Consider the following 20,489-nt stretch of genomic DNA (forward strand, 5'->3'; position numbering starts at 1 on the left):
CACAGGCGCTACAGATTCAGAGTTTTGCAGCAGCCAACTCCGGCACCACCCAATCCGTCACCTTGAACGGCTTGCGAATCAACTTCTGCTGCGAAGCCAAATCCACCGCATCCTGCAGTTTCCCCAGGAACACCGGGTCAAGCGTCGACGGGAAAATCTCGCTCAACTTTTGATCCTTCAGATCCTGAGTCAGGATCAGCGGCGGATAACTCGCCAGCCCCGACACCAACTGAATGTACGCGTCCTTGTTGCTGTCCTGGGTCAGCCACTCCACCGCTTGCTGCTGCGCCTTCAGCAGTTTTGCGACGACATCAGGATGCTCATCGACAAACTTGCCCGTGCCGACCAACACCGCCTGCACACTGCCCGCGCCCCCCAGATCCTTGGTGTTAAGCGGCAGCTCGGCCAGGCCCTTGGCTTGCAACGCCGTCAGCCCGGAACTGCCCCACGACGCATCGATCTGCTTGGCCGCCAACGCCGCCACCGCGCCGTTGAAGTCCAGATTGATGACCTTCACATCTTTTTCGCTCAACCCCTGGCTTGCCAGCGCCGCATCGAAGGACAGCTGCGTGGCGGTGCCGCGGAAGATCGCCACGCGTTTACCCTTGAGGTCTTGCAGGGTCTTGATCCCCGAGCCGGGCACCACGCCCAGATACTGTTTCACGCCCCGTGCGGAGGCGCTGAGCAGCCGCGTATCGAGACCATTGGACTTGCCAATGATCGCTGCCAAATCCCCCAGGTAAGCCAAGTCCACCTGACCATTGGCGAACGCTTCGTTGATCACCGGTCCTGCGCCCTTGAAGAAACTCCACTGAATCTTGATGCCCTGATCGGCGAAGGCTTTTTCGTAGATCTGCTGGTCACGTAATACGTCCGCGATCCCGCCGCCGCTGTGCTGGGTGCCGGCGCTGAGGTCGGGCACGGCGATCCGGATTTCCTTGAGTTCGTCGGCGTGGGCAGTGAACGCCAACAACCCCGCCAACGCCGGTATGGCGAACAGACTGATGACACGTTTGAAGGGACGATTCATGGGTGCGGCTCCTGGTGGCGACGGCGTTGAGGAGCAGAACGTAGGCTGAATAGGGCTCAGCACTTAAATACTATAAATTCACATTTTTATAGCTTTTTGATCTATGCCAGTTAACGCGTGGCTCTCGGGTGGGTATGCATAAACAGCATCGAAAATATTCTTCGAATGCATTGGATGCGTGTGGGCTGTAGGCCTTAAATGGCTTGGCTTATCTCTCAATAGCATTGATTTAAATTTTTATAGATCGATTTTGCATACACCGAGCCCCTGTGGGAGCGGGCTTGCTCGCGAAAGCGTCGGGACAGTCGACATCTTCATTGCCTGACACACCGTCATCGCGAGCAAGCCCGCTCCCACAAGGACAGGCCAGTTTTGCAACCCGACAACGGAGGTCATCCATGGCCCGTGTTTCCCTTCTCAGCCTGCCGCTGCTTGCGCCGCCGCTCAACGGCCAACGCCTGTGGCCGAGCCTGAGCCAACGCCTGTTGCCCTGGCTGTTGCCGATCAGCCTGTTCGCCCTCTGGTGGCTGGCCAGCCGCAATCACTGGATGAGCGAACAAATCCTGCCAGCGCCGTCACTGATCTGGAGCAGCGCTGTCGAACTGTCCCAAGGCGAGTTATGGAGCCATCTGTGGATCAGCCTGCAACGCTTGTTCTGGGGTTTGCTGGCCGGGGTCAGCGCCGGTGCAGTGTTGGGGGCGACGCTGGGTTTCAGTCGGCGCCTGGAGCGTCTGGTCTTCCCGACCTTCGCCGGGTTGGCGCAAGTCCCGACCCTGGCCTGGATTCCGTTGTTCATGGTGTTCTTCGGCATCGGCGAAGTGCTGAAACTGGTGGTGCTGGTGAAGGCCATCGTGGTGCCGGTGACGTTGCACACCTTGGTCGGCGTGCGCGACGCGCAACCCAAATTACGCGAAGCCGCTGCCGTGCTGCGCTTGCCAACCCGTTTGTTGATTCGGCGCCTGATATTGCCGGCCGCACTGCCCGCGTTCATGGCCGGCGTGCGGTTGGCACTGGCGGCCGGTTGGACCTCGTTGCTGGCGGTTGAGCTGCTGGCCTCCAGCGAAGGCATCGGTTACCTGATGGTCTGGGCGCGGCAGTTGTTCATGCTCGACATCGTGTTCGTGGTGATCGTGGTGATTGGTTTGATCGGTGTGGCGATGGATCGCGGCATCGGCCTGCTGGATAAGAAACTGGTGCACTGGCCGCACCCGGCGACTGCCGAGATTCGGCGCGGACCTCGGTATGAAGGCTGGCAACGCCTGCAACCCTGGCTGCTGCCATTGGCATTGCTGGTGCTGTGGCAAGTGACCACGGATCAGCAGTGGGTCGACGCGAATATTCTGGTCAGTCCGCTGACGGTTTTGCAAACCACTTGGCACGGCTTGCTCGACGGCACTTTGATCGGCGGCATGGCCCTGAGCCTGGGCCGCACCCTCGGTGGTCTGTTGCTCGGGGGCAGTCTCGGATTTGCACTGGGCCTGCTGCTGGGCTTGTCGCGCACCAGTGAACGGGTGCTCGGCCCAACCCTCGCCGCCATCCGCCAGATCGCAATTTTCGCCTGGGTGCCGCTGCTCACCGCGTGGTTTGGTTTGGGGGAATTGGCCAAGTGGGTGTTCGTCGCCCTCGCCGCGTTTTTCCCGCTGTTCATCGCCACCCAACGCAGCGTCGCCAACCTCTCGCCGCAGCTCAATGAAGCCGCGCAAGTGCTGCGTCTGAACCTCGGCCAGCGTCTGCGTCGTTTGGTGTTGCCGGGGGCGGCGCCGGGGATTTTCGCCGGCCTGCGCCTGAGCCTGATCTACGCCTGGCTCGGCACCATCGGCGCTGAATATTTCATGCCGTCCAATGGCGGCATCGGCAGCCAGATGATCGGCGCGCAACAACTGCTGCGCATGGACCTGATCATGGCCGGCATGCTCCTGGTGGGCCTGACCGGCGCCCTGCTCAACCTTATTGGCCAACGCCTGGAAATCCGCGCGACCCGCTGGAGACACGCATGAACGCACCGATTGTCAGCTTCAACCACGTGGGCAAATCCTTCGATGTCGATGGCTTTGAACTGGAGGCGATTCGCGAATTCAACCTGGAGATCGCCGAGGGTGAATTCGTCGCCATTGTCGGCTCCAGCGGCTGTGGAAAATCGACGCTGCTGCGCTTGCTGGTGGGGCTCGATACGCAGTTTCGCGGACAGATCACCGTGGACGGCAAAGCCGTTACCGGCATCGGTGGCGAGCGCGGCATTGTGTTTCAGGAACACCGTTTATTTCCGTGGCTGACGGTGGCCGACAACATCGGCCTGGGCCTGGTCAACGAACCGTTGAGCGTCGAGCAAAAGCAAAAACGCGTGAACGATTTCATCGAACTGGTCGGCCTTACCGATTTCACCCGCGCCTACCCGCACCAGCTCTCCGGTGGCATGGCGCAACGGGTGGCGATCGCCCGAGGGCTGGTCGCCAGCCCACGGATTCTGCTGCTGGACGAACCCTTCGGCGCCCTCGATGCCTTGACCCGCCAACAGATGCAGGACGAGCTGTTGGCGATTCGCAGTCGGGCGAAAATCACCACAATCCTGGTCACCCACGATGTGGAAGAAGCGATCTTCCTCGCCGACCGCGTGGTGGTGATGGAACCGCGCCCCGGACGGATCAAGCAAGTGGTCGATATCGCCCTGCCCCATCCGCGCCAGCGCAGCAGTTTCGACTTCCACCAATTGCGCGAAGAGCTGCTGCACGAACTCACCAGCGACGACCACTACCAACCCGCCGTGCCGGTGCAGATCCGCGATTTGCCGCTGTCCTTCATTGCCTGCTGAACAGGAGACTATTGATGCCGCAACGTCCCAACTTTCTGGTGATCCTGGCCGATGATCTGGGCTTTTCCGATATCGGCGCATTCGGCGGCGAAATCGCCACGCCGAACCTCGATGCCCTGGCCCACAACGGCCTGCGCCTGACCGATTTCCACACCGCACCGACCTGCTCGCCCACCCGTTCGATGCTGCTCACCGGCACCGACCACCACATCGCCGGCATCGGCACCATGGCCGAAGCGCTGACCCCGGAATTGATCGGCAAACCGGGTTACGAAGGTCACCTCAACGACCGGGTGGTGGCGTTGCCGGAACTGCTGCGCGAGGCCGGTTACCAGACGTTGATGAGCGGCAAATGGCACTTGGGCCTGACCGCGGAATTGGCACCGCACGCCCGTGGTTTCGAGCGTTCGTTCTCGCTGCTACCGGGGGCCGCCAACCACTATGGTTTCGAACCGACCTACGATGAACACACGCCGGGCCTGCTGAAATCCACCCCGGCGTTGTACATCGAGGACGACACTTTCATCGATGAACTGCCGAAGGACTTCTATTCCTCCGACGCCTTTGGCGACAAGCTGTTGCAGTACCTCAAGGAGCGTGATCAGACCCGGCCGTTCTTCGCTTATTTGCCGTTCTCCGCGCCGCATTGGCCGTTGCAGGCGCCAGCGGAGGTGGTGGAAAAATATCGCGGGCGCTATGACGCGGGTCCGGAAGTGTTGCGCCTGGAACGCCTGGAAAAACTCAAATCCCTTGGCTTGATCGATGCCGACGTAGAACCCCATCCACTCATCCAGTTGAACGCGCAATGGGACGCCTTGAGCGACGAACAACGGCAAATTTCTGCGCGGGCCATGGAGGTTTACGCGGCGATGGTCGAGCGCATGGACTGGAACATTGGTCGCGTCGTCGACTACTTGCGCAAGCAGGGGCAACTGGACAATACGTTCATCCTGTTCATGTCCGATAACGGCGCTGAAGGGGCGCTGCTGGAAGCCTTCCCGAAATTCGGCCCGGAGTTGCTGACCTACCTGAATCAGCATTACGACAACAGTCTGGACAACATCGGCCGCGCCAATTCCTACGTCTGGTACGGGCCGAGCTGGGCCCAGGTCGCGACGGCGCCGTCACGGTTGTTCAAGGCATTTACCACTGAGGGCGGCATTCGCGTGCCGGCGCTGGTGCATTACCCGCAGCTGTCGCTCAAAGGGCAGATCAGCCATGGGTTTGGCACGGTGATGGACATCACGCCGACGATTCTCGACCTGGCCGGCGTGCGCCATCCCGGCAAGCGCTGGCGTGGCAAGGACGTGGCGGAGCTGCGTGGCAAATCGTGGCTGGGGTTTCTGTCCGGCGAGACGGCGCAGGTGCATGACGAACACACGGTGACCGGGTGGGAGTTGTTCGGACGCCGGGCGATTCGGCAGGGGCAGTGGAAAGCGGTTTACATCCCAGGGCCAGTAGGGCCGGCAACCTGGCAGTTGTATGACTTGGGGAGTGATCCGGGGGAGATTCATGATTTGGCGCTGTTGCGGCCGGACAAACTGACTGCGCTGATTGAGCATTGGCAGAAGTATGTAGATGAGACTGGAGTGATTTTGAGTGAGTCGCCGTTTCAGCCGGATTGATGTTGTCTGAGCGACCGCTTTCGCGAGCAAGCCCGCTCCCACATTGGATCTTCAGTTAACACAAAATTTGTGAACACCCGATATCCCTGTGGGAGCGGGCTTGCTCGCGAAGAGGCCGTCAGACCCGCACACCGTCTACCGGTTGGCCCTGAACTTCCTCTTTGCGAACAAACCGATTCGCCCGCCCAAACGTCCCGAAATCATTGAACCGAACCCCCATCTCACGCATGACCTTATGCGCCACCGGCACGGTCATCTGGCGGATGTAAAACGGTTCCTTCACCACAAAATGATGAATCCCGTGGCTGCTGCCGAAGTTGAAGCAGAACGCCTGCATCGGCCACATCCACCACGGGTTCAGCACTTGGGTTTGCTGGATCACGTTGCCCAATTCGACGTCACCGTAGTAGTGCATGTTCGAGCTGACAAAGTGCAGGCAAAACGTGCGCAATACGTTCGGCCCGATGATCACCACCGCCGCGATGTCGATCACCTGCATCACCGACAACGTGGTTGCTGACCATTCGATCGGCGTGCCCAGCAAAGACACAATGCCATTGACCGCGTGGAAACCGAGAAACACATACCACGCGCCCCAATGCACCAACGCCAGCGGCGCGTAGACCTTCAAGGTGCGCTTGATGATGCTGAATTTGTGCGCCCAGGTCTTGGCCCGCAGCATGCGAATGAACGCCGACATCACGTTGTCGCCCACCATCAGCAGCCGGGCGAAGCCCCAGGGTTCGCCGTTGGTAATGGCGCGTTCTTCCATGTCGGTTTCGGTGCCGGACACTTTGTGGTGATTGAGGTGTAGATGCCGGCGAATCCACGGGTTGATGGTGCTCGGTCGCGCTAGCCAGACCAGGCCCATCATCAGGTTGTGCGGCAGCCGCTGTTTGCGGAAATACATGCTGTGGATCAGGTCGTGTTCCAGTTCGTGGGTCAGCGAGGCGAAAAAGGCGTTGAGCAACAGGCACACCCACCCAGCCATGTGCCCCGTGATGTAGAGCGCTGCCGAGCCGATCATCCCGGCCAGCGCGAAGGCCAGAATGCCCGCGCCCAAGGCGTCCTGATGGTTGAGAATCGGGTAGCGTTTTCGCAGTTCAACGCCTCTGGCCAGCACCAATTCGCGAATATGCGCTGATCGTTGGGCTGCATTCAGTCGCTGGGGACTTGCAGAAGTACCGTCCATGCTTCCATCCTCTGGTTATTGATGTTCGCATCCTGCCTTGTGAACCCTCACAACGTGGTAGCCGTGAACGCCAACCTGTTGACCGGAAGCGCCAATCAGCATGACTGAACCGACCTCCCTCGCCAGCTGGACCCGCGCCCTGCGCAAGCAACTTGATGCGTTGGGCCTCGACAGCACCGCCCTGTGCCAACAGGCGGGGCTTGACCCGCAATTGATGGACGACCCTAACGCCCGTTATCCGTTGTCCAACACCACACGCCTGTGGGAAATCGCCGTGCAGGTCAGCGGCGACCCGGCGATTGGCTTGCGGGTGTCGCGTTTTGTCAGCCCGACCACGTTCCACGCGCTCGGTTATGCGCTGGTGGCCAGCGGCAGTCTGCGGGAAGTGTTCGAACGGATCGTGCGTTATCACCAGGTGGTCAGCGATGCGCTGGAACTGGAATTGACTCGCGGTGAGGATCGCTACCGTTTTCGCCTGAAAGTCCCACCCGGCAACCCGGCCCCGGCCTTCGAAGCCATCGATGCCTTTGCCGCGATCTACGTGCGCACCTGCCGCAATCGCCTGGGCCGCGACTACGCCCCGCTGGCGGTGTACCTGCGCCGCCCGGAACCGGCGGACTCGCATCAATGGCACAAAGTCTTCCGCTCGCCGGTGTACTTCGCCGCCGACGAAGATCGCCTGGAGTTCGCCCTGGTGGACTTCGAAAGCCACCTGGACGACGCCAACCCGGAATTGGCCGAACACAATGAAACCGTGCTCAAACGCACCCTGGCCCAGCTCAAACCGCTGACCTGGGAGCGCAAGGTACGCGACGCCATCGAAGAACAACTGCCCGAAGGCGAACCCAGCGCCGAACACATCGCCAAGACGCTGCACCTGAGCTTGCGTAGCCTGCAACGGCACCTGGCAGATGAGGGCTGTCGCTTCGACACGCTGCTCAACGAAAGCCGCGAAAACCTGGCGCTGCTGCACCTGCGTGACCCGCAGTGTTCGTTGAGTGAGATCAGTTATCTGCTGGGGTTTGCCGATACCAGCAGCTTCAGCCGCGCGTTCAAACGCTGGACCGGGATGACACCGGGGCAGTTTCGGGATGGGTTGCGCTGACGGGTTTGGGAAATGTGTTGTCTGTTGCGGCCTCTTCGCGGGCAAGCCTCGCTCCTACAGGTCAACGCTGTATTCACGACTGACGAATATCCTGTAGGAGCGAGGCTTGCCCGCGAAGGCGATCTTCAAATCACCAAAACTCTCTCAGTTTTTGATCAGACTTCGTGCCACGCCAGATTTCCACTGCTCCATCATCGCTTCGCCAACTTCAGAAAAACCGCTGTTGGCCTTGATGTAATGAGCCATCTCAGTAATCGCCACATCCATCCCGTGGGCGACTTGCTGCAGCAATTCATTGCAGCGGCCTTCGGTCAAGTTGCAGGCTGACCGACCAAACCGCATGAGCATTTTGTATTTTGGCCAGGCCTTCGAACCACCCAATAGCAAAGCCATGCTGTCAGTCTTGATGTAAACCGAAGTGGTGACGATGTCGTAGGCCGGCGCAAGGCTGATCTGTGCATCGGCACCGCAATGTTCATAAAGCACGCCGAAGTTCTTGAGGTGGGCGTCGCCATTCTTGAGACCGGATGACAGCGCGACGATCTTGAAAAAAGACTCAAGTGCCTGATTGAGCAACGGGGGAGAAACGAATTCTTTGATTTGTTTCGCAGCACCTTCGTAAGAACCATCGTATTTGGCCCGCGAAGGCCAAGCGTTGAGCACACAGAAGTCTTCAAAGCCCAAATAGCCGTTGAGGTTCAGATCGAAGCGTTTGACGACGAGAAATTTACCGTGCTCGCTGAGTTCGAACTCCGGCACCTCAAGACCCGAATGCAACGCAGCCCGCATGCAAAAGTATTCATTGGCAGCTAGCTCAGGATATTCCTCCGGCCGAAATGCTTTGACGAGGTGCGTTGCCCCTCGATGGGTAAAACGGTCGGCAGTTGCCGCACTGTCACGGACAAGTACTTTCGGTTGCACGCCAGAAACGCCCGAATATTGACCATAGGTGTGCATCAGATCCTCAAACAAGCCTTGAGCACCGTCATGCACCAGCAGGTCTGAAAGGCTGGTCTCGGGTGGCCGGTCTGTCTCATCTTGTGCGTTTGCTATGCCCACTCGCCCTAGCTGATAAGGGCCGACTATGGCCAGCATCGCGAAGTCGTCAAACCCACGAACCGCTTTGCTGAAGCGGCGAATCAACTCGTCGCGCAAAGAGCCTTCCGGCAGATTCATTTCAAAAACCGGCGGTACACCTCGTTCCCATGTGTAGCTTTCAAGGCGAGTCGGCATGGTCAGCGAAACAGCATTTTCTTCTGGTGCGTCTTCACCATAGGTAAAGATCGAATCATCGCGAGACTGACCACGACCGAGGGCTCCCACCGCGGCACCGGAGACACTGATGTGCAACCGGTCCATTTCCTGCGGCTCAACCATGGAAGTTCACCTTTTTCAGTGTGTCCAGAGTCGGACGCTTCGATTGCCGAGGGACGGCCGTGAGTTCGTACCCAAAACCATTGAGAATTGCCTCAACCTTTCGAATACCGATTTCAGAGAGAGTGTTGTTCTCGATACCCGAGATCGTCGCACGGCTCATTCCGTACTGTTGCGCCAGTGCCTGCTGAGACAGCTTTCTCTCTTTACGCAATGTTCGGATCAGTTCACCAAGGCTTTCCATTTGTTAAACCTGCATCATATACAGTGCAAAATCCCACAGATTGTGGATATGCATTGTATTTAATGCAGTTACCAAACGAAGTCCAGTTCATTTTTTGACCAGACACTAGAAATCAGCGCCCCCGATCCCGCCGCAACAGCTTGCGCACCCGCGCCACCAGTTCACTCACGGCAAATGGTTTGAGCAGATAATCGTCCTCATGCAGCTCCAATCCACGCAAGCGATCTTCGATGCCATCCTTGGTGGTGAGGAACAGCACCGGGGTTTCGCCGAGTTTGCGGATTTGTTGTTGCAGCTGCCAGCCGTTGAGGCCTGGGAGCATGACGTCGAGGATGATCAGGTCGTATTCGCCGGACTCGATAAAGCGCCGGCCGTCCATGCCGTTGAGCGCCACATCCACCGAATAGCTCGCCTCGTTCAGGCCGTTGGCCAGCAATTTGGCGGTTTCGGGTTCGTCTTCCACTAACAGGACACGCATGGCACACCTCGATTGATCAGGGGTACAGGCTAGGCGCGTTTGGGCTGGTTGCCCATCACAAACTTCAACATATTCCCCTGTGGGAGCGGGCTTGCTCGCGAAGGCGGAGTGTCAGTCGGCATTGTTGGTGGCTGACACGACGCCTTCGCGAGCAAGCCCGCTCCCACAAGGTTCGGTGGTGGGCGTTAGATCGTGGCGAGTGCCCGCAACCGCTCGGCATCGAGGATTTCGATTTCGCCGTAGCCCAACCCGATAATCCCCTGCCCCTGCAACTCCTTGAGCAACTGGTTGGTGGTCTGGCGCGACAACGACAGCATTGACGCCAACTGTTCCTGGGGCAGTTGCAGCACTCGCCGAGGCTGGTCGATTTCGCCGTAGCCTTCGGCAATCATCAGCAGCCGATGAGCCAGGCGGGCCGGGGCCGGCATCAGGCTCAGCTGTTCGAGGCTGATGAAGGTGAGTCGCAGTTTGTGGCTCATCAACAGCGCCAATTGCCGCCAGTACACCGGTTGTTCATCGAGCAATTTCAGCAACGCCAACTGCGGGATATGCAGCAAGACGCATTGACCCACACCATAGGCATCGTGGGTCCGCGGCTGGCCATCGAACAGGCAGATTTCGCCAAACCAATGCGGCGCTTCGGCCAGACTCAGCAACGCCTCTTTGCCCTGTTCGCTCACCGACCCGATGCGCACCGCCCCCTCGAGCACCGCGTACAGGCCGCACGGCGGATCGCCGCGCTTGAACAGGCGCTGACCCGGCGACAGCCGCCGCACCCTGGCCGCTGCCAGCAGGCTATCCTGAAAGGGAGCGGGTAAATGACTGAACCACTGACCACTCATCAGACGTGGACGCCAGGCCTGCATATCCATGAAGTCTCCTAAAGATTGTCGCCTCGCTGACAGAGCAACCATCCGCAGCCGGGGCATGATCCGTCACCCTACAGGAGGAATAACAATGAAAAGCCTCGTTGACCATCTCAGTCAATACGCCGCCTACCACCGTGACCCACGCAATATCGCCAGCCACTTTATCGGCATTCCGCTGATTGTGGTGGCAGTGGCGGTTTTACTGTCACGGCCGCAATGGGCCGGAGGCTGGGTTTCGCCGGCGATGCTGCTGGCGTTCGCGTCGGCGTGGTTCTACCTGCGCCTGGAGTTGCGCCTCGGCGTGCTGATGACGGTGTTGTTGGGCTTGTGCATCTGGGCGGGTCAACTGCTCGCGCAGCAAAGCACAATGATCTGGCTGAGCAGCGGCGTGGGGATGTTTGTGATTGGCTGGGCGATTCAGTTTGTCGGCCATCATTACGAAGGACGCAAACCGGCGTTTGTCGATGATGTGACGGGGTTGATTGTGGGGCCGTTGTTTGTGGTGGCGGAGTTGGCGTTTTTGTTGGGGCTGCGGCATGACCTCAAGGAGCAGATTGAGGCGCGGGTGGGTGGGGTGAGAATTAATCCGAATCGCGCCGCCGCATAGGACGCCTTCGCGAGCAAGCCCGCTCCCACATTGGATTTGTGTACGACACAGATCCAATGTGGGAGCGGGCTTGCTCGCGAAGCTTTTGCTTTAGATATTGGCGACTTTCTGCCAAACCTTGGGTTTGAAGAACAACGTCTCACCCTTGGCCAACCCGACCAGACTGTCGTGATCCTTCACCACTTCGGCCTCGATCAACTCGCTCTGCCCTTCCACCTTCAACGTCACCCGGGTCGTGGCGCCCAGTGGCCGGATGTCCCGCACTTCAGCCGCGTGGTGATCCTCCAGCTCATGCCGCGACAGCGACACTTCGTGCGGTCGGAACAGCACGTGATTGTCGTCGCCCAGGTGCAGACGGTTCGAGTCGCCGAGGAAGTGATACACAAAATCGCTGGCCGGGTTTTCGTAGACGTCACCCGGTGAGCCGATCTGCTCGATCACACCCTTGTTCATCACCACGATGCGGTCCGCCACTTCCATCGCCTCTTCCTGGTCGTGGGTCACGAACACGGAAGTCAGGTTGATGTCTTCGTGCAGGCGCGCCAACCAGCGACGCAGTTCTTTACGCACCTTGGCATCCAGTGCGCCGAACGGTTCGTCCAGCAGCAACACTTTCGGCTCCACCGCCAAGGCGCGGGCCAGGGCAATCCGCTGACGCTGACCACCGGACAGTTGCTCCGGGTAGCGATCCGACAGCCAATCCAGTTGCACCATGTTCAGCAGTTCGTGGACTTTCACCGCGATCTGGCTTTCGCTCGGGCGCTGGTTTTTCGGCTTCATGCGCAGGCCGAACGCGACGTTGTCGAACACCGTCATATGGCGAAACAAGGCGTAGTGCTGGAACACGAACCCGACGTTGCGATCACGCACGTCGTGGCCGGAAACGTCTTCGCCGTGGAACACGATGCTGCCCTGATCCGGGGTTTCCAGGCCGGCGATGATCCGCAGCAGCGTGGTCTTGCCGCAGCCCGACGGGCCGAGCAGCGCCACGAGTTCGCCGCTCTGGATGTCCAGGCTGATGTCGTTCAGGGCCTTGAACGCGTTGAAATTCTTGCTGACGTTACGCACTTCGATCGACATGAATTATTCCTCCGCGGCGCTGGCGCGCAGGCGGTTAATACGGTTTTCGCTCCACTGCTTCAGCAGCAGGATGAAGAGCGCCATGATCAGCAACAGGCTCGCTACCGCGAACGCGGCCACGTGGTTGTATTCGTTGTAGAGGATCTCGACGTGCAGCGGCAGGGTGTTGGTCACCCCGCGAATGTGCCCGGAAACCACCGATACCGCACCGAACTCACCCATCGCCCGCGCGGTACACAGCACCACGCCGTAGATCAGGCCCCATTTGATATTGGGAACGGTGACGTGCCAGAACATCTGCCAGCCATTGGCGCCGAGCAGGCGTGCGGCTTCTTCTTCCTGGGTGCCTTGTTCCTGCATCAGCGGGATCAGCTCGCGGGCCACGAACGGCACGGTGACGAAAATCGTCGCCAGCACGATGCCCGGCAAGGCGAAGACAATCTGGATATCGTGATCCTGCAACCACGGTCCGAACAGACCCTGGGCGCCGAACATCAGCACATAGACCAGACCGGCAATCACCGGCGATACCGAGAACGGCAGGTCGATCAGCGTCACCAGCATGCTCTTGCCACGGAACGAGTATTTGCTCACGCACCACGCCGCGCTGACGCCGAACACCACGTTCAGCGGCACCGAAATCAGCACCGCGATGACGGTGAGTTTCAGGGCTGACAAGGCGTCCGGTTCAAAGATCGCGGTGAAGAACGCGCCCAAGCCGTTTTTCAGGCCCTGGGACACCACGATAAACAGCGGCAACAGTAAAAACAGGGTGAAGACCAGCCAGCACAGGCCGATCAGGATGCGCCGCGAGGTAGCACTGCCACGGCGAGCGGCGTTGGCCGAAGAGGCGGCCGCAATAGACGATTGGGACATGGTTCGCGCCTCCTTATGGGGTTTCGATGCGCCGCTGCAGCAAGTTGATCAGCAGCAACAGGACGAAGGAAACCACCAGCATCAACACGCCAATGGAGGTAGCACCGGTGTAATCGTATTGATCGAGCTTGACCATGATCAGCAGCGGCAGGATTTCGGTTTTCATCGGCATGTTGCCGGCGATGAAAATCACCGAGCCGTACTCACCGACGCCACGGGCAAACGCCAGGGCGAAACCGGTCAGCCAGGCCGGCAACAGCGCAGGCACCAAGATGTAGCGGAACACTTGCAACGGTTTGGCACCGAGGCACGCGGCGGCTTCTTCGACTTCACGAGGGATGTCGGCCAATACCGGCTGCACCGTGCGCACCACGAACGGCAGCGTGACGAAGGTCAGCGCCAGGGTGATGCCAAGTGGGGTGTAGGCGATTTTGAAGCCCATGTCCGCGGCGAACTGCCCGACCAGACCAGTCGGCGTGTACAGCGCAGTGAGCGCGATACCGGCCACGGCGGTGGGCAGGGCGAACGGCAAGTCGATCATCGCGTCGATGATCTTGCGGCCGGGGAAGGTGTAGCGCACCAACACCCAGGCCAGCAGCGTGCCGATGATGCCGTTGATGATCGCGGCGTACAGCGCGGTGCCGAAGCTCAACTTCAACGCCGCCAGCACCCGAGGCGCGGTGACGATGGCGTAGAACTGATCCCAGGTGAGCTGGGCGGCATGCACGAACATCGCCGCCAGTGGAATTAGCACAATCAGGCTGAGGTACACCAAGGTGTAGCCCAGCGTCAGCCCGAAGCCGGGTATGACGGGGGAGATACGACGCGACATAAAAGTCCTTGGTCAAAAAATCAATCAGCTAAACGCATTCATGTGGGAGCGGGCTTGCTCGCGAAGAGGGAGTGTCAGTCGATAAAAATGTTGACTGGTACTCCGCTTTCGCGAGCAAGCCCGCTCCCACATGTCATGCGCCTGAGCTTGAGGCTCGTGTGTGGCTCAAATCAGGTTACTGCGCCTGGTAAATCTGGTCGAACACGCCACCGTCATTGAAGAATTTCGGTTGGGCAGTTTTCCAGCCGCCGAAGTCTTTGTCGATGGTCACCAGGTCAAGTTTCGGGAACTGCTTGGCGTACTTGGCGGCTACGTCCTTGTCACGTGGACGGTAGAAGTTTTTCGCGGCAATTTCCTGGCCGGCCGGGCTGTACAGGTGCTTGAGGTAGGCTTCGGCGATTTGCTCGTTGCCCTTTTTCTCGGCGTTCTTGTCAACTACGGCCACTGGCGGCTCCGCGAGGATCGACAGCGAAGGCACGACGATTTCGAACTTGTCGGCGCCGCCATCTTCTTTCAGCGCCAGGAACGCTTCGTTTTCCCAGGCCAGCAACACGTCGCCCTGACCGTTGTTGACGAAGGTGATGGTCGAACCGCGAGCACCGGTGTCCAGCACCGGCACGTGCTTGAACAGAGTCTGGATGTAGTCTTTGGCCTTGGCCTCATCACCGCCGTTGGCTTTCAGGCCATAGGCCCAGGCCGCGAGGAAGTTCCAGCGCGCACCGCCGGAGGTTTTCGGGTTCGGGGTGATGACCGACACGTCATTCTTGACCAGATCGCCCCAGTCCTTGATGCCTTTAGGGTTGCCCTTGCGCACCAGGAACACGATGGTCGAGGTGTATGGGGTGCTCGCATCCGGCAGGCGTGTCTGCCAGTCGGCTGGCAAGGTCTTGCCGAGTTTGGCGATTTCGTCGATGTCACCGGCCAGGGCCAGGGTCACCACGTCGGCACGCAGACCGTCGATCACCGCACGCCCCTGTTTGCCCGAGCCACCGTGGGATTGCTGGATTTTCACGTTGTCGCCAGCGTGGTCTTTCTTCCAGAAGTTGATGAATTCGGCGTTGTAATCCTGATACAGCTCACGGGTCGGGTCGTACGACACGTTGAGCAGCTCGTAATCCTTGGCAACCGCGGAACCCGCAAAAAGGGCGCTGGCCAGCGCGGCCAAAGCGAAATGACGAATCGACGACATGGTGAAAGCTCCTGGAATTCTGTTGGTATTGGCTTTTCTTATGGGTTTCTGGAATTGCGGTTGCCTGTTACAAAAAGATCGCCGCCTTCGAAGGCTCCTACATCAATCCCCCGTAGGAGCTGCCGAAGGCTGCGATCTTTTGATCTTTCGCTTCAGCTCGGCTTGTTGGTCGGGTTCTGCAAGCGAAATTTTTCTTTGCGTTCGATCTGGACCACCTGGGCGTTGTGCACGGTGATTTCCACTGCGCCGAAACGCAGATCGCGCAATGCGCTCTGGATCTCACGCAAAATGGTTGCTTCGTCCTGGCCGTCAACGCTACGTAGGGATGCGCTCATGGTGCTGCTCCTTCGACTGAGAGGTTGCCTGGCAGTGGCGGCACTGCTTGCGGCGTGAGGGCAATAGTAGATAGGCGCGGATATTCTTAAAAAGACTATTTAAGAATGTTTATATAACCAGAAAGTATTATTTGATGGGACAAGGGGTTGCGGCGTGGTTAGCGGCCTCAGAAGCAAAAGATCGCAGCCTTCGGCAGCTCTACAGGGTTGATGTACATCCAGATATTCCGGATGCGCGCCATCCAATGCAGGAGCTGCCGCAGGCTGCGATCTTTTCAGGGTAAGCCGATTACTGGAGCCCGCGCCCAATCCAGTTGCTCCGCCGGCACCGGTCGTCCAAACCAATAACCCTGGCCCAGGTCGCATTCCTGTTCGAGCAAAAACCCCGCCTGCTCCACTTGCTCGATCCCCTCGGCGTGCACCTGCATGCCCATGCTTTTGGCCAGCGCGATGATCACCCGCACAATCGCGCCGTCATCTTCGTCCCACGGCAACCCGGCGACAAAACCCTGATCGATCTTGAGTTTCTGCACGGGCAATCGCTTGAGCCGCAACAGCGACGAATAACCGGTGCCGAAATCGTCGATGGCCAACCGCACGCCCAATTCCCGCAGGCGATGCATCTGCTCCAGCGCCACTTCCGGATCGTCCATCACCGCGCTTTCGGTGACTTCCAGTTCCAGATACGCCGGGTCCAGGCCGGTTTCGTGCAGCACGTGCGCCACCTGTTGATACAACTCGCGGCGGGCAAACAAACGCGAAGACACGTTCACCGCCACAAACGACAACACCACGCCCGCCTGCTGCCAGTGGCACATCTGCTGACAGGCCTGCTGCATGACCCAGGCATCGATCTCGGAAATCAGCCCGGTGCGCTCGGCGACGGGGATGAATTCTGCCGGCGAGATCAACCCGCGCTGCGGATGCTCCCAGCGCACCAGCGCTTCGACGCCAATCAAGCGGCTGGTTTTGAGGTCATGCACCGGTTGGTAGTAAACCCGCAGTTCCTCCAGCTCCAGCGCGCGGCGCAGTTCGAAAGCGATTTCGACCCGCTGCTGGGCATGGGCGGTCAATTCTTCGGTGTACAGCGCGTAGCCATCGCGGCCGGCGCTCTTGGCCTTGAACAGCGCCGAGTCGGCGTTGCGCAGCAGTTGCTCGGCGCCCAAGGCATCGCTGGGGAACAGGCTGATGCCGATGCTGGCGTTGATGAACAACTGATGCCCGTCGATTTCGAACGGCTGCTTGAGGCCATCGATGATCCGCTGCGCCAGCGCCGCAGCTTGCACCGGTTGCGGGCAGTTTTCCGCGAGGACGGCAAACTCGTCACCGCCCAGGCGCGCCAGGGTGATGCCCGGCACGAACAGGCCCTTGAAACGCTCGGCCACGGCCTTGAGCAACTGATCGCCAACGGTGTGCCCGAGGCTGTCGTTGATCATCTTGAAGTGATCCAGATCGACCATCAGCAACGCGCAGCCGCGTTTGTGCAGTTGCGCCGAGGTCAGCGCCTGCTCGACGCGATCGGTGAACAGCAGACGGTTGGGCAGGTCGGTCAGCGGGTCGTGGTGGGCCAGGTGCATCAGTTCATGTTCAGAATTCTTGATCGCACTGATGTCGGAAAACACCGCCACGTAATGACTGATGCGGCCCAGATCGTCATGAATGAGGCGGATGGTCTGCCATTGCGGGTAGATTTCGCCGCTTTTACGGCGGTTCCAGATCTCGCCGCTCCATTCGCCCGCGCTGCCGAGCATGGCAAACATCGCCTGATAGAACGTCGGCGGGTGATGGCCGGACTTGAACATACTGGGTTGCTGACCGAGTACTTCCTCACTCTGATAACCGGTGATCTCCATAAAAGCCCGGTTCACATGGACGATCAGGCCTTTGCTGTCAGTCACCAAAACCCCTTCGCGGGTGCAATCGAACACGGCGGCGGCCTGGCGCAGCCGTTCCCGGTCTTCACTGCGCTCGCGCAATTTCGCGCCGATGCCCAGGCAGCGAAACAATCGGGCCCGGGCGAGGAAGATTAATCCGGCGCTGAGCAGCACCCAGGCGTAACCGTTGATCAGTTGCCATCGCAACAGTTCGGTGGAGCTATCGAAGAAACTGTTCAATAAATAACCACTGAACTGGAGCCAGACTACTGAAAGCACCAGGTAAAGCAGCGCTGCACGCAAGGCATCGCGGTATGTGGCTGACATTCGGCCGTCCATGTCCCTACAAAAGGGTTGGAATTATAGGTTAAAGAAACATCCGGCCACTCTTATCTGAAAGGGCGACTGGTTTTATCTGTGGGCTTAGTGATAATGCAACGGCTGTTTTTTTATTTATCGAGGGCCCTATAGCCTATGTGGTACGAAGGTTTTCTCGGCTTGTCGCCCTGGTCACTGGTGGCAGTCACCCTGCTGATGACCCACGTGACGATTGTTGGTGTCACGGTCTATCTGCATCGTTATTCAGCCCATCGCTCCCTGGAGCTCAATGCTGGCCTGAAACATTTCTTCCGCTTCTGGCTGTGGTTGACCACGGCGCAGAACACCCGCGAGTGGACAGCCATCCACCGCAAGCATCACGCCAAATGCGAAACCGTCGATGACCCGCACAGCCCGGTCATCAAGGGCCTTTCCACCGTTTTGCGCAAGGGCGCCGAGTTGTACCGCGAAGAAGCGGAAAACCCGGAAACCCTGCGTATCTACGGCAAGAACTGCCCCGAAGACTGGATCGAACGCAACCTCTACAGCCGTTTCCCCCTGCTGGGCGTGGCGATCATGGGCGTCATCGACCTGCTGCTGTTCGGCACCATCGGTATCACCATCTGGGCCATCCAGATGATGTGGATCCCGGTCTGGGCTGCCGGCGTGGTCAATGGCCTGGGCCATGCCATCGGCTACCGCAACTTCGAATGCCGCGATGCGGCGACCAATCTGGTGCCGTGGGGCATCCTGATCGGTGGTGAAGAACTGCATAACAACCATCACACCTACCCTAACTCGGCAAAACTGTCGGTGAAGAAGTGGGAGTTCGACCTCGGCTGGGCCTGGATCCAGGTCTTCAGTTTCTTCCGTCTGGCCAAGGTCCAGCGTGTTGCGCCAATCGCCCACCGGGTCGAAGGCAAGGGCAGTCTGGACATGGACACCGCCATGGCCATCCTCAACAATCGCTTCCAGATCATGGCCCAGTACCGCAAATTGGTGATCGCGCCGCTGGTCAAGCAGGAGTTGGAGAAGGTCGATCACTCGGTCCGTCACCAGTTCCACCGCGCCAAGCGTTTGCTCTCGCGGGAAACCAGCCTGCTGGATGACAAGCACCATATCCGCATCCAGAACATGCTCGAGCACAGCCAGGCGCTGAAGGTAATTTACGAGAAACGCCTGGCCTTGCAGCAGATCTGGGTCAAGACCAGCTCAAATGGTCACGACATGCTTGCCGCGATAAAGGATTGGGTGCACGAAGCCGAAGCCAGCGGGATTCAATCCCTGCGCGACTTCGCCGATCAGTTGAAAACCTACTCCTTGCGCCCAGCTGCCGTCTGACCTGTAGCAGTCGCAAAACCTGACGACGCGTTCTTTCACTGAAAAAACGCGTCGCCAGTACCGCCCGGCGGGTGCCCCCTCCCTGGCCCCGTCAGCCGGGAACTAAGCTCCAAATCCCCTATCTCAAAGACACTTCGCCATCCAGGCGGGCCGAGACCTGTTATCAATTATTTCCCACCAAAGCGTGACAGCGCCTGCTGTGGCACAAGAAATAATCGATAAGGGGCCCACGTAGTGGCCGCTTTCGAAACCTCGAGCGGCGCACGCCCTTTGAGATCTGTGCCGATGGTCACTAAAAACCTACAAGACTCATCCCACCCGCAGTGGCCCGAGGCCGCGCAAACCCTGATGGCGCTCATGCATGCCCAAGGTGAAGTCGCACGCCTGAGCGAACGCGAACAACTCTTCAGCTCGCTGCTGGTCAGCGTCAACGCCGTGCTTTGGGCATTCAACTGGGAAACCCGTCAGGTGCTGTACGTCAGCCCGGCCTATGAACGGATTTTCGGCCGTTCCGCCGGCCTGTTGCTGGCCGACTACAACCAGTGGCGCGACAGCATTTACCCCGACGATCTGGACTACGCCGAGCGCAGCTTGGCCGAAGTGCTGGTCAAAGGCGCAATCGAAGACCGCGAATACCGCATCATCGCGGCCGACGGCCAAGTGCGCTGGCTCAGCGACAAATGCTTCATTAACCGTCAGGCCGAACCGGGGCAACCGGTGATCATCGTTGGCATCGCCGAAGACATCACCGAAAAGAAGCAGATGGAAACCGAGCTGCAACGCCTGGCAACCACCGACGTGCTGACCCAGAGCAGCAACCGCCGGCACTTCTTCGAATGCGCCCATCGCGAATTTGAACAGGCGAAGCTGCAAGGCGCGCCGCTGGCCTTCCTGTTGCTTGACATCGATGACTTCAAAGTCGTCAACGACAGCTACGGCCACCCGGCCGGCGACACCGTGCTGCAACACATCGCCGAAAGCGGTCGCGCGGCATTACGCCGGGGTGATCTGTTCGGGCGCATTGGCGGGGAAGAGTTTGCGGCGGTATTCCCGGGCTGCGCGCCGGACATGGCCATGCAAGTGGCCGAGCGCCTGCAACGGGAGATCCAGCGGTTGAGCTTCAGCCACGACGACCAGACGTTCGGCATCACCGTCAGCCAGGGCCTGACCAGCCTCACCGCCGAAGATGAAAGCCTCGACAGCCTGTTTGCCCGCGCGGATGCGGCGATGTATGAGGCCAAACGCCAAGGCAAGAACCGCATCATCTCGGCCTGAAGGCCCAACACAGAGCCCCATGTGGGAGCGGGCTTG

19 protein-coding genes are annotated in these 20,489 nt (G+C 59.4%); 7 read left to right on the forward strand and 12 right to left on the reverse strand.

What is annotated here, in order from left to right:
• Nucleotides 1–16: 16 nt before the first annotated feature.
• Complete coding sequence (locus tag HB680_RS29520) at nt 17–1,030, reverse strand: ABC transporter substrate-binding protein (RefSeq protein ID WP_213941841.1); 1,014 nt, start codon at nt 1,028–1,030, stop codon at nt 17–19.
• 398 nt (nt 1,031–1,428) lie between these two features.
• Here HB680_RS29520 and HB680_RS29525 point away from each other — a divergent pair, with 398 nt between their 5' ends.
• From HB680_RS29525 to HB680_RS29535, 3 genes are read left to right on the forward strand one after another with little or no spacing between them, the layout of a single operon-like run.
• Complete coding sequence (locus tag HB680_RS29525) at nt 1,429–3,027, forward strand: ABC transporter permease subunit (RefSeq protein ID WP_213941842.1); 1,599 nt, start codon at nt 1,429–1,431, stop codon at nt 3,025–3,027.
• The gene (locus HB680_RS29530; protein WP_213941843.1) at nt 3,024–3,839 is read left to right on the forward strand and encodes an ABC transporter ATP-binding protein; all 816 of its coding nucleotides are present in this window, start codon (nt 3,024–3,026) and stop codon (nt 3,837–3,839) included. Before HB680_RS29525 ends, HB680_RS29530 begins: the two co-directional genes overlap by 4 nt.
• Before the next feature lie 14 nt (nt 3,840–3,853).
• Complete coding sequence (locus HB680_RS29535; protein WP_213941844.1) at nt 3,854–5,464, forward strand: arylsulfatase; 1,611 nt, start codon at nt 3,854–3,856, stop codon at nt 5,462–5,464.
• A gap of 118 nt (nt 5,465–5,582) precedes the next feature.
• On the opposite strand, the gene HB680_RS29540 is transcribed toward HB680_RS29535, so the two are convergent.
• Nucleotides 5,583–6,656 carry a fatty acid desaturase gene (locus tag HB680_RS29540; protein ID WP_213941845.1) on the reverse strand — a complete coding sequence of 358 codons (1,074 nt, stop codon included), beginning with the start codon at nt 6,654–6,656 and terminating at the stop codon, nt 5,583–5,585.
• A gap of 100 nt (nt 6,657–6,756) precedes the next feature.
• On the opposite strand from HB680_RS29540, the gene HB680_RS29545 reads away from it, so the two are divergent.
• Nucleotides 6,757–7,761 carry an AraC family transcriptional regulator gene (locus tag HB680_RS29545; RefSeq protein WP_213941846.1) on the forward strand — a complete coding sequence of 335 codons (1,005 nt, stop codon included), beginning with the start codon at nt 6,757–6,759 and terminating at the stop codon, nt 7,759–7,761.
• 144 nt (nt 7,762–7,905) lie between these two features.
• Here HB680_RS29545 and HB680_RS29550 read toward each other — a convergent pair whose 3' ends face one another.
• The 4 genes from HB680_RS29550 to HB680_RS29565 all read right to left on the reverse strand — a co-directional run bounded on the left by HB680_RS29550 (nt 7,906) and on the right by HB680_RS29565 (nt 10,729).
• A complete protein-coding gene (locus HB680_RS29550) occupies nt 7,906–9,138 on the reverse strand; it encodes a type II toxin-antitoxin system HipA family toxin (RefSeq protein WP_213941847.1) in 1,233 nt (410 codons plus the stop codon).
• The gene (locus HB680_RS29555; protein WP_213941848.1) at nt 9,131–9,379 is read right to left on the reverse strand and encodes a helix-turn-helix transcriptional regulator; all 249 of its coding nucleotides are present in this window, start codon (nt 9,377–9,379) and stop codon (nt 9,131–9,133) included. The genes HB680_RS29550 and HB680_RS29555 overlap by 8 nt, the downstream gene beginning before the upstream one ends.
• Before the next feature lie 112 nt (nt 9,380–9,491).
• Nucleotides 9,492–9,857: a response regulator gene (locus HB680_RS29560; protein WP_149658989.1), complete on the reverse strand. Its 366-nt coding sequence runs from the start codon at nt 9,855–9,857 to the stop codon at nt 9,492–9,494.
• A 185-nt stretch (nt 9,858–10,042) separates the two neighbouring features.
• Nucleotides 10,043–10,729, reverse strand: coding sequence for a Crp/Fnr family transcriptional regulator (locus HB680_RS29565; protein WP_213941849.1), 687 nt, complete (start codon nt 10,727–10,729; stop codon nt 10,043–10,045).
• 85 nt (nt 10,730–10,814) lie between these two features.
• On the opposite strand from HB680_RS29565, the gene HB680_RS29570 reads away from it, so the two are divergent.
• Complete coding sequence (locus HB680_RS29570) at nt 10,815–11,333, forward strand: Mpo1-like protein (protein WP_213941850.1); 519 nt, start codon at nt 10,815–10,817, stop codon at nt 11,331–11,333.
• Between the two features lie 90 nt (nt 11,334–11,423).
• On the opposite strand, the gene HB680_RS29575 is transcribed toward HB680_RS29570, so the two are convergent.
• From HB680_RS29575 to dibA, 6 genes are all read right to left on the reverse strand, one after another.
• Nucleotides 11,424–12,413: a sulfate ABC transporter ATP-binding protein gene (locus tag HB680_RS29575; protein ID WP_213941851.1), complete on the reverse strand. Its 990-nt coding sequence runs from the start codon at nt 12,411–12,413 to the stop codon at nt 11,424–11,426.
• Nucleotides 12,414–12,416: 3 nt separating this feature from the next.
• Nucleotides 12,417–13,289, reverse strand: coding sequence for a sulfate ABC transporter permease subunit CysW (gene cysW / locus HB680_RS29580; protein ID WP_054050211.1), 873 nt, complete (start codon nt 13,287–13,289; stop codon nt 12,417–12,419).
• A gap of 13 nt (nt 13,290–13,302) precedes the next feature.
• The gene (cysT, locus tag HB680_RS29585; protein ID WP_123402746.1) at nt 13,303–14,121 is read right to left on the reverse strand and encodes a sulfate ABC transporter permease subunit CysT; all 819 of its coding nucleotides are present in this window, start codon (nt 14,119–14,121) and stop codon (nt 13,303–13,305) included.
• Nucleotides 14,122–14,296: 175 nt separating this feature from the next.
• Nucleotides 14,297–15,310, reverse strand: a complete 1,014-nt coding sequence (locus tag HB680_RS29590; RefSeq protein ID WP_213941852.1) for a sulfate ABC transporter substrate-binding protein — start codon at nt 15,308–15,310, stop codon at nt 14,297–14,299.
• Between the two features lie 152 nt (nt 15,311–15,462).
• Nucleotides 15,463–15,645 (reverse strand): sulfur starvation response protein OscA, encoded by a 183-nt coding sequence (gene oscA / locus HB680_RS29595; RefSeq protein WP_054050217.1) that lies wholly within the window; start codon nt 15,643–15,645, stop codon nt 15,463–15,465.
• 275 nt (nt 15,646–15,920) lie between these two features.
• Entirely contained in the window at nt 15,921–17,846 is a 1,926-nt protein-coding gene (dibA, locus tag HB680_RS29600; protein ID WP_213941853.1) for a phosphodiesterase DibA, read from the reverse strand.
• 147 nt (nt 17,847–17,993) lie between these two features.
• Here dibA and desA point away from each other — a divergent pair, with 147 nt between their 5' ends.
• Nucleotides 17,994–19,178 carry a delta-9 fatty acid desaturase DesA gene (desA, locus tag HB680_RS29605; protein ID WP_123515975.1) on the forward strand — a complete coding sequence of 395 codons (1,185 nt, stop codon included), beginning with the start codon at nt 17,994–17,996 and terminating at the stop codon, nt 19,176–19,178.
• A gap of 285 nt (nt 19,179–19,463) precedes the next feature.
• Nucleotides 19,464–20,453 (forward strand): sensor domain-containing diguanylate cyclase, encoded by a 990-nt coding sequence (locus tag HB680_RS29610; protein WP_213941854.1) that lies wholly within the window; start codon nt 19,464–19,466, stop codon nt 20,451–20,453.
• The last annotated feature ends 36 nt before the right edge of the window (nt 20,454–20,489 follow it).

The sequence above is a fragment of the Pseudomonas sp. dw_612 genome (assembly GCF_018449725.1).
GTDB lineage: Bacteria > Pseudomonadota > Gammaproteobacteria > Pseudomonadales > Pseudomonadaceae > Aquipseudomonas.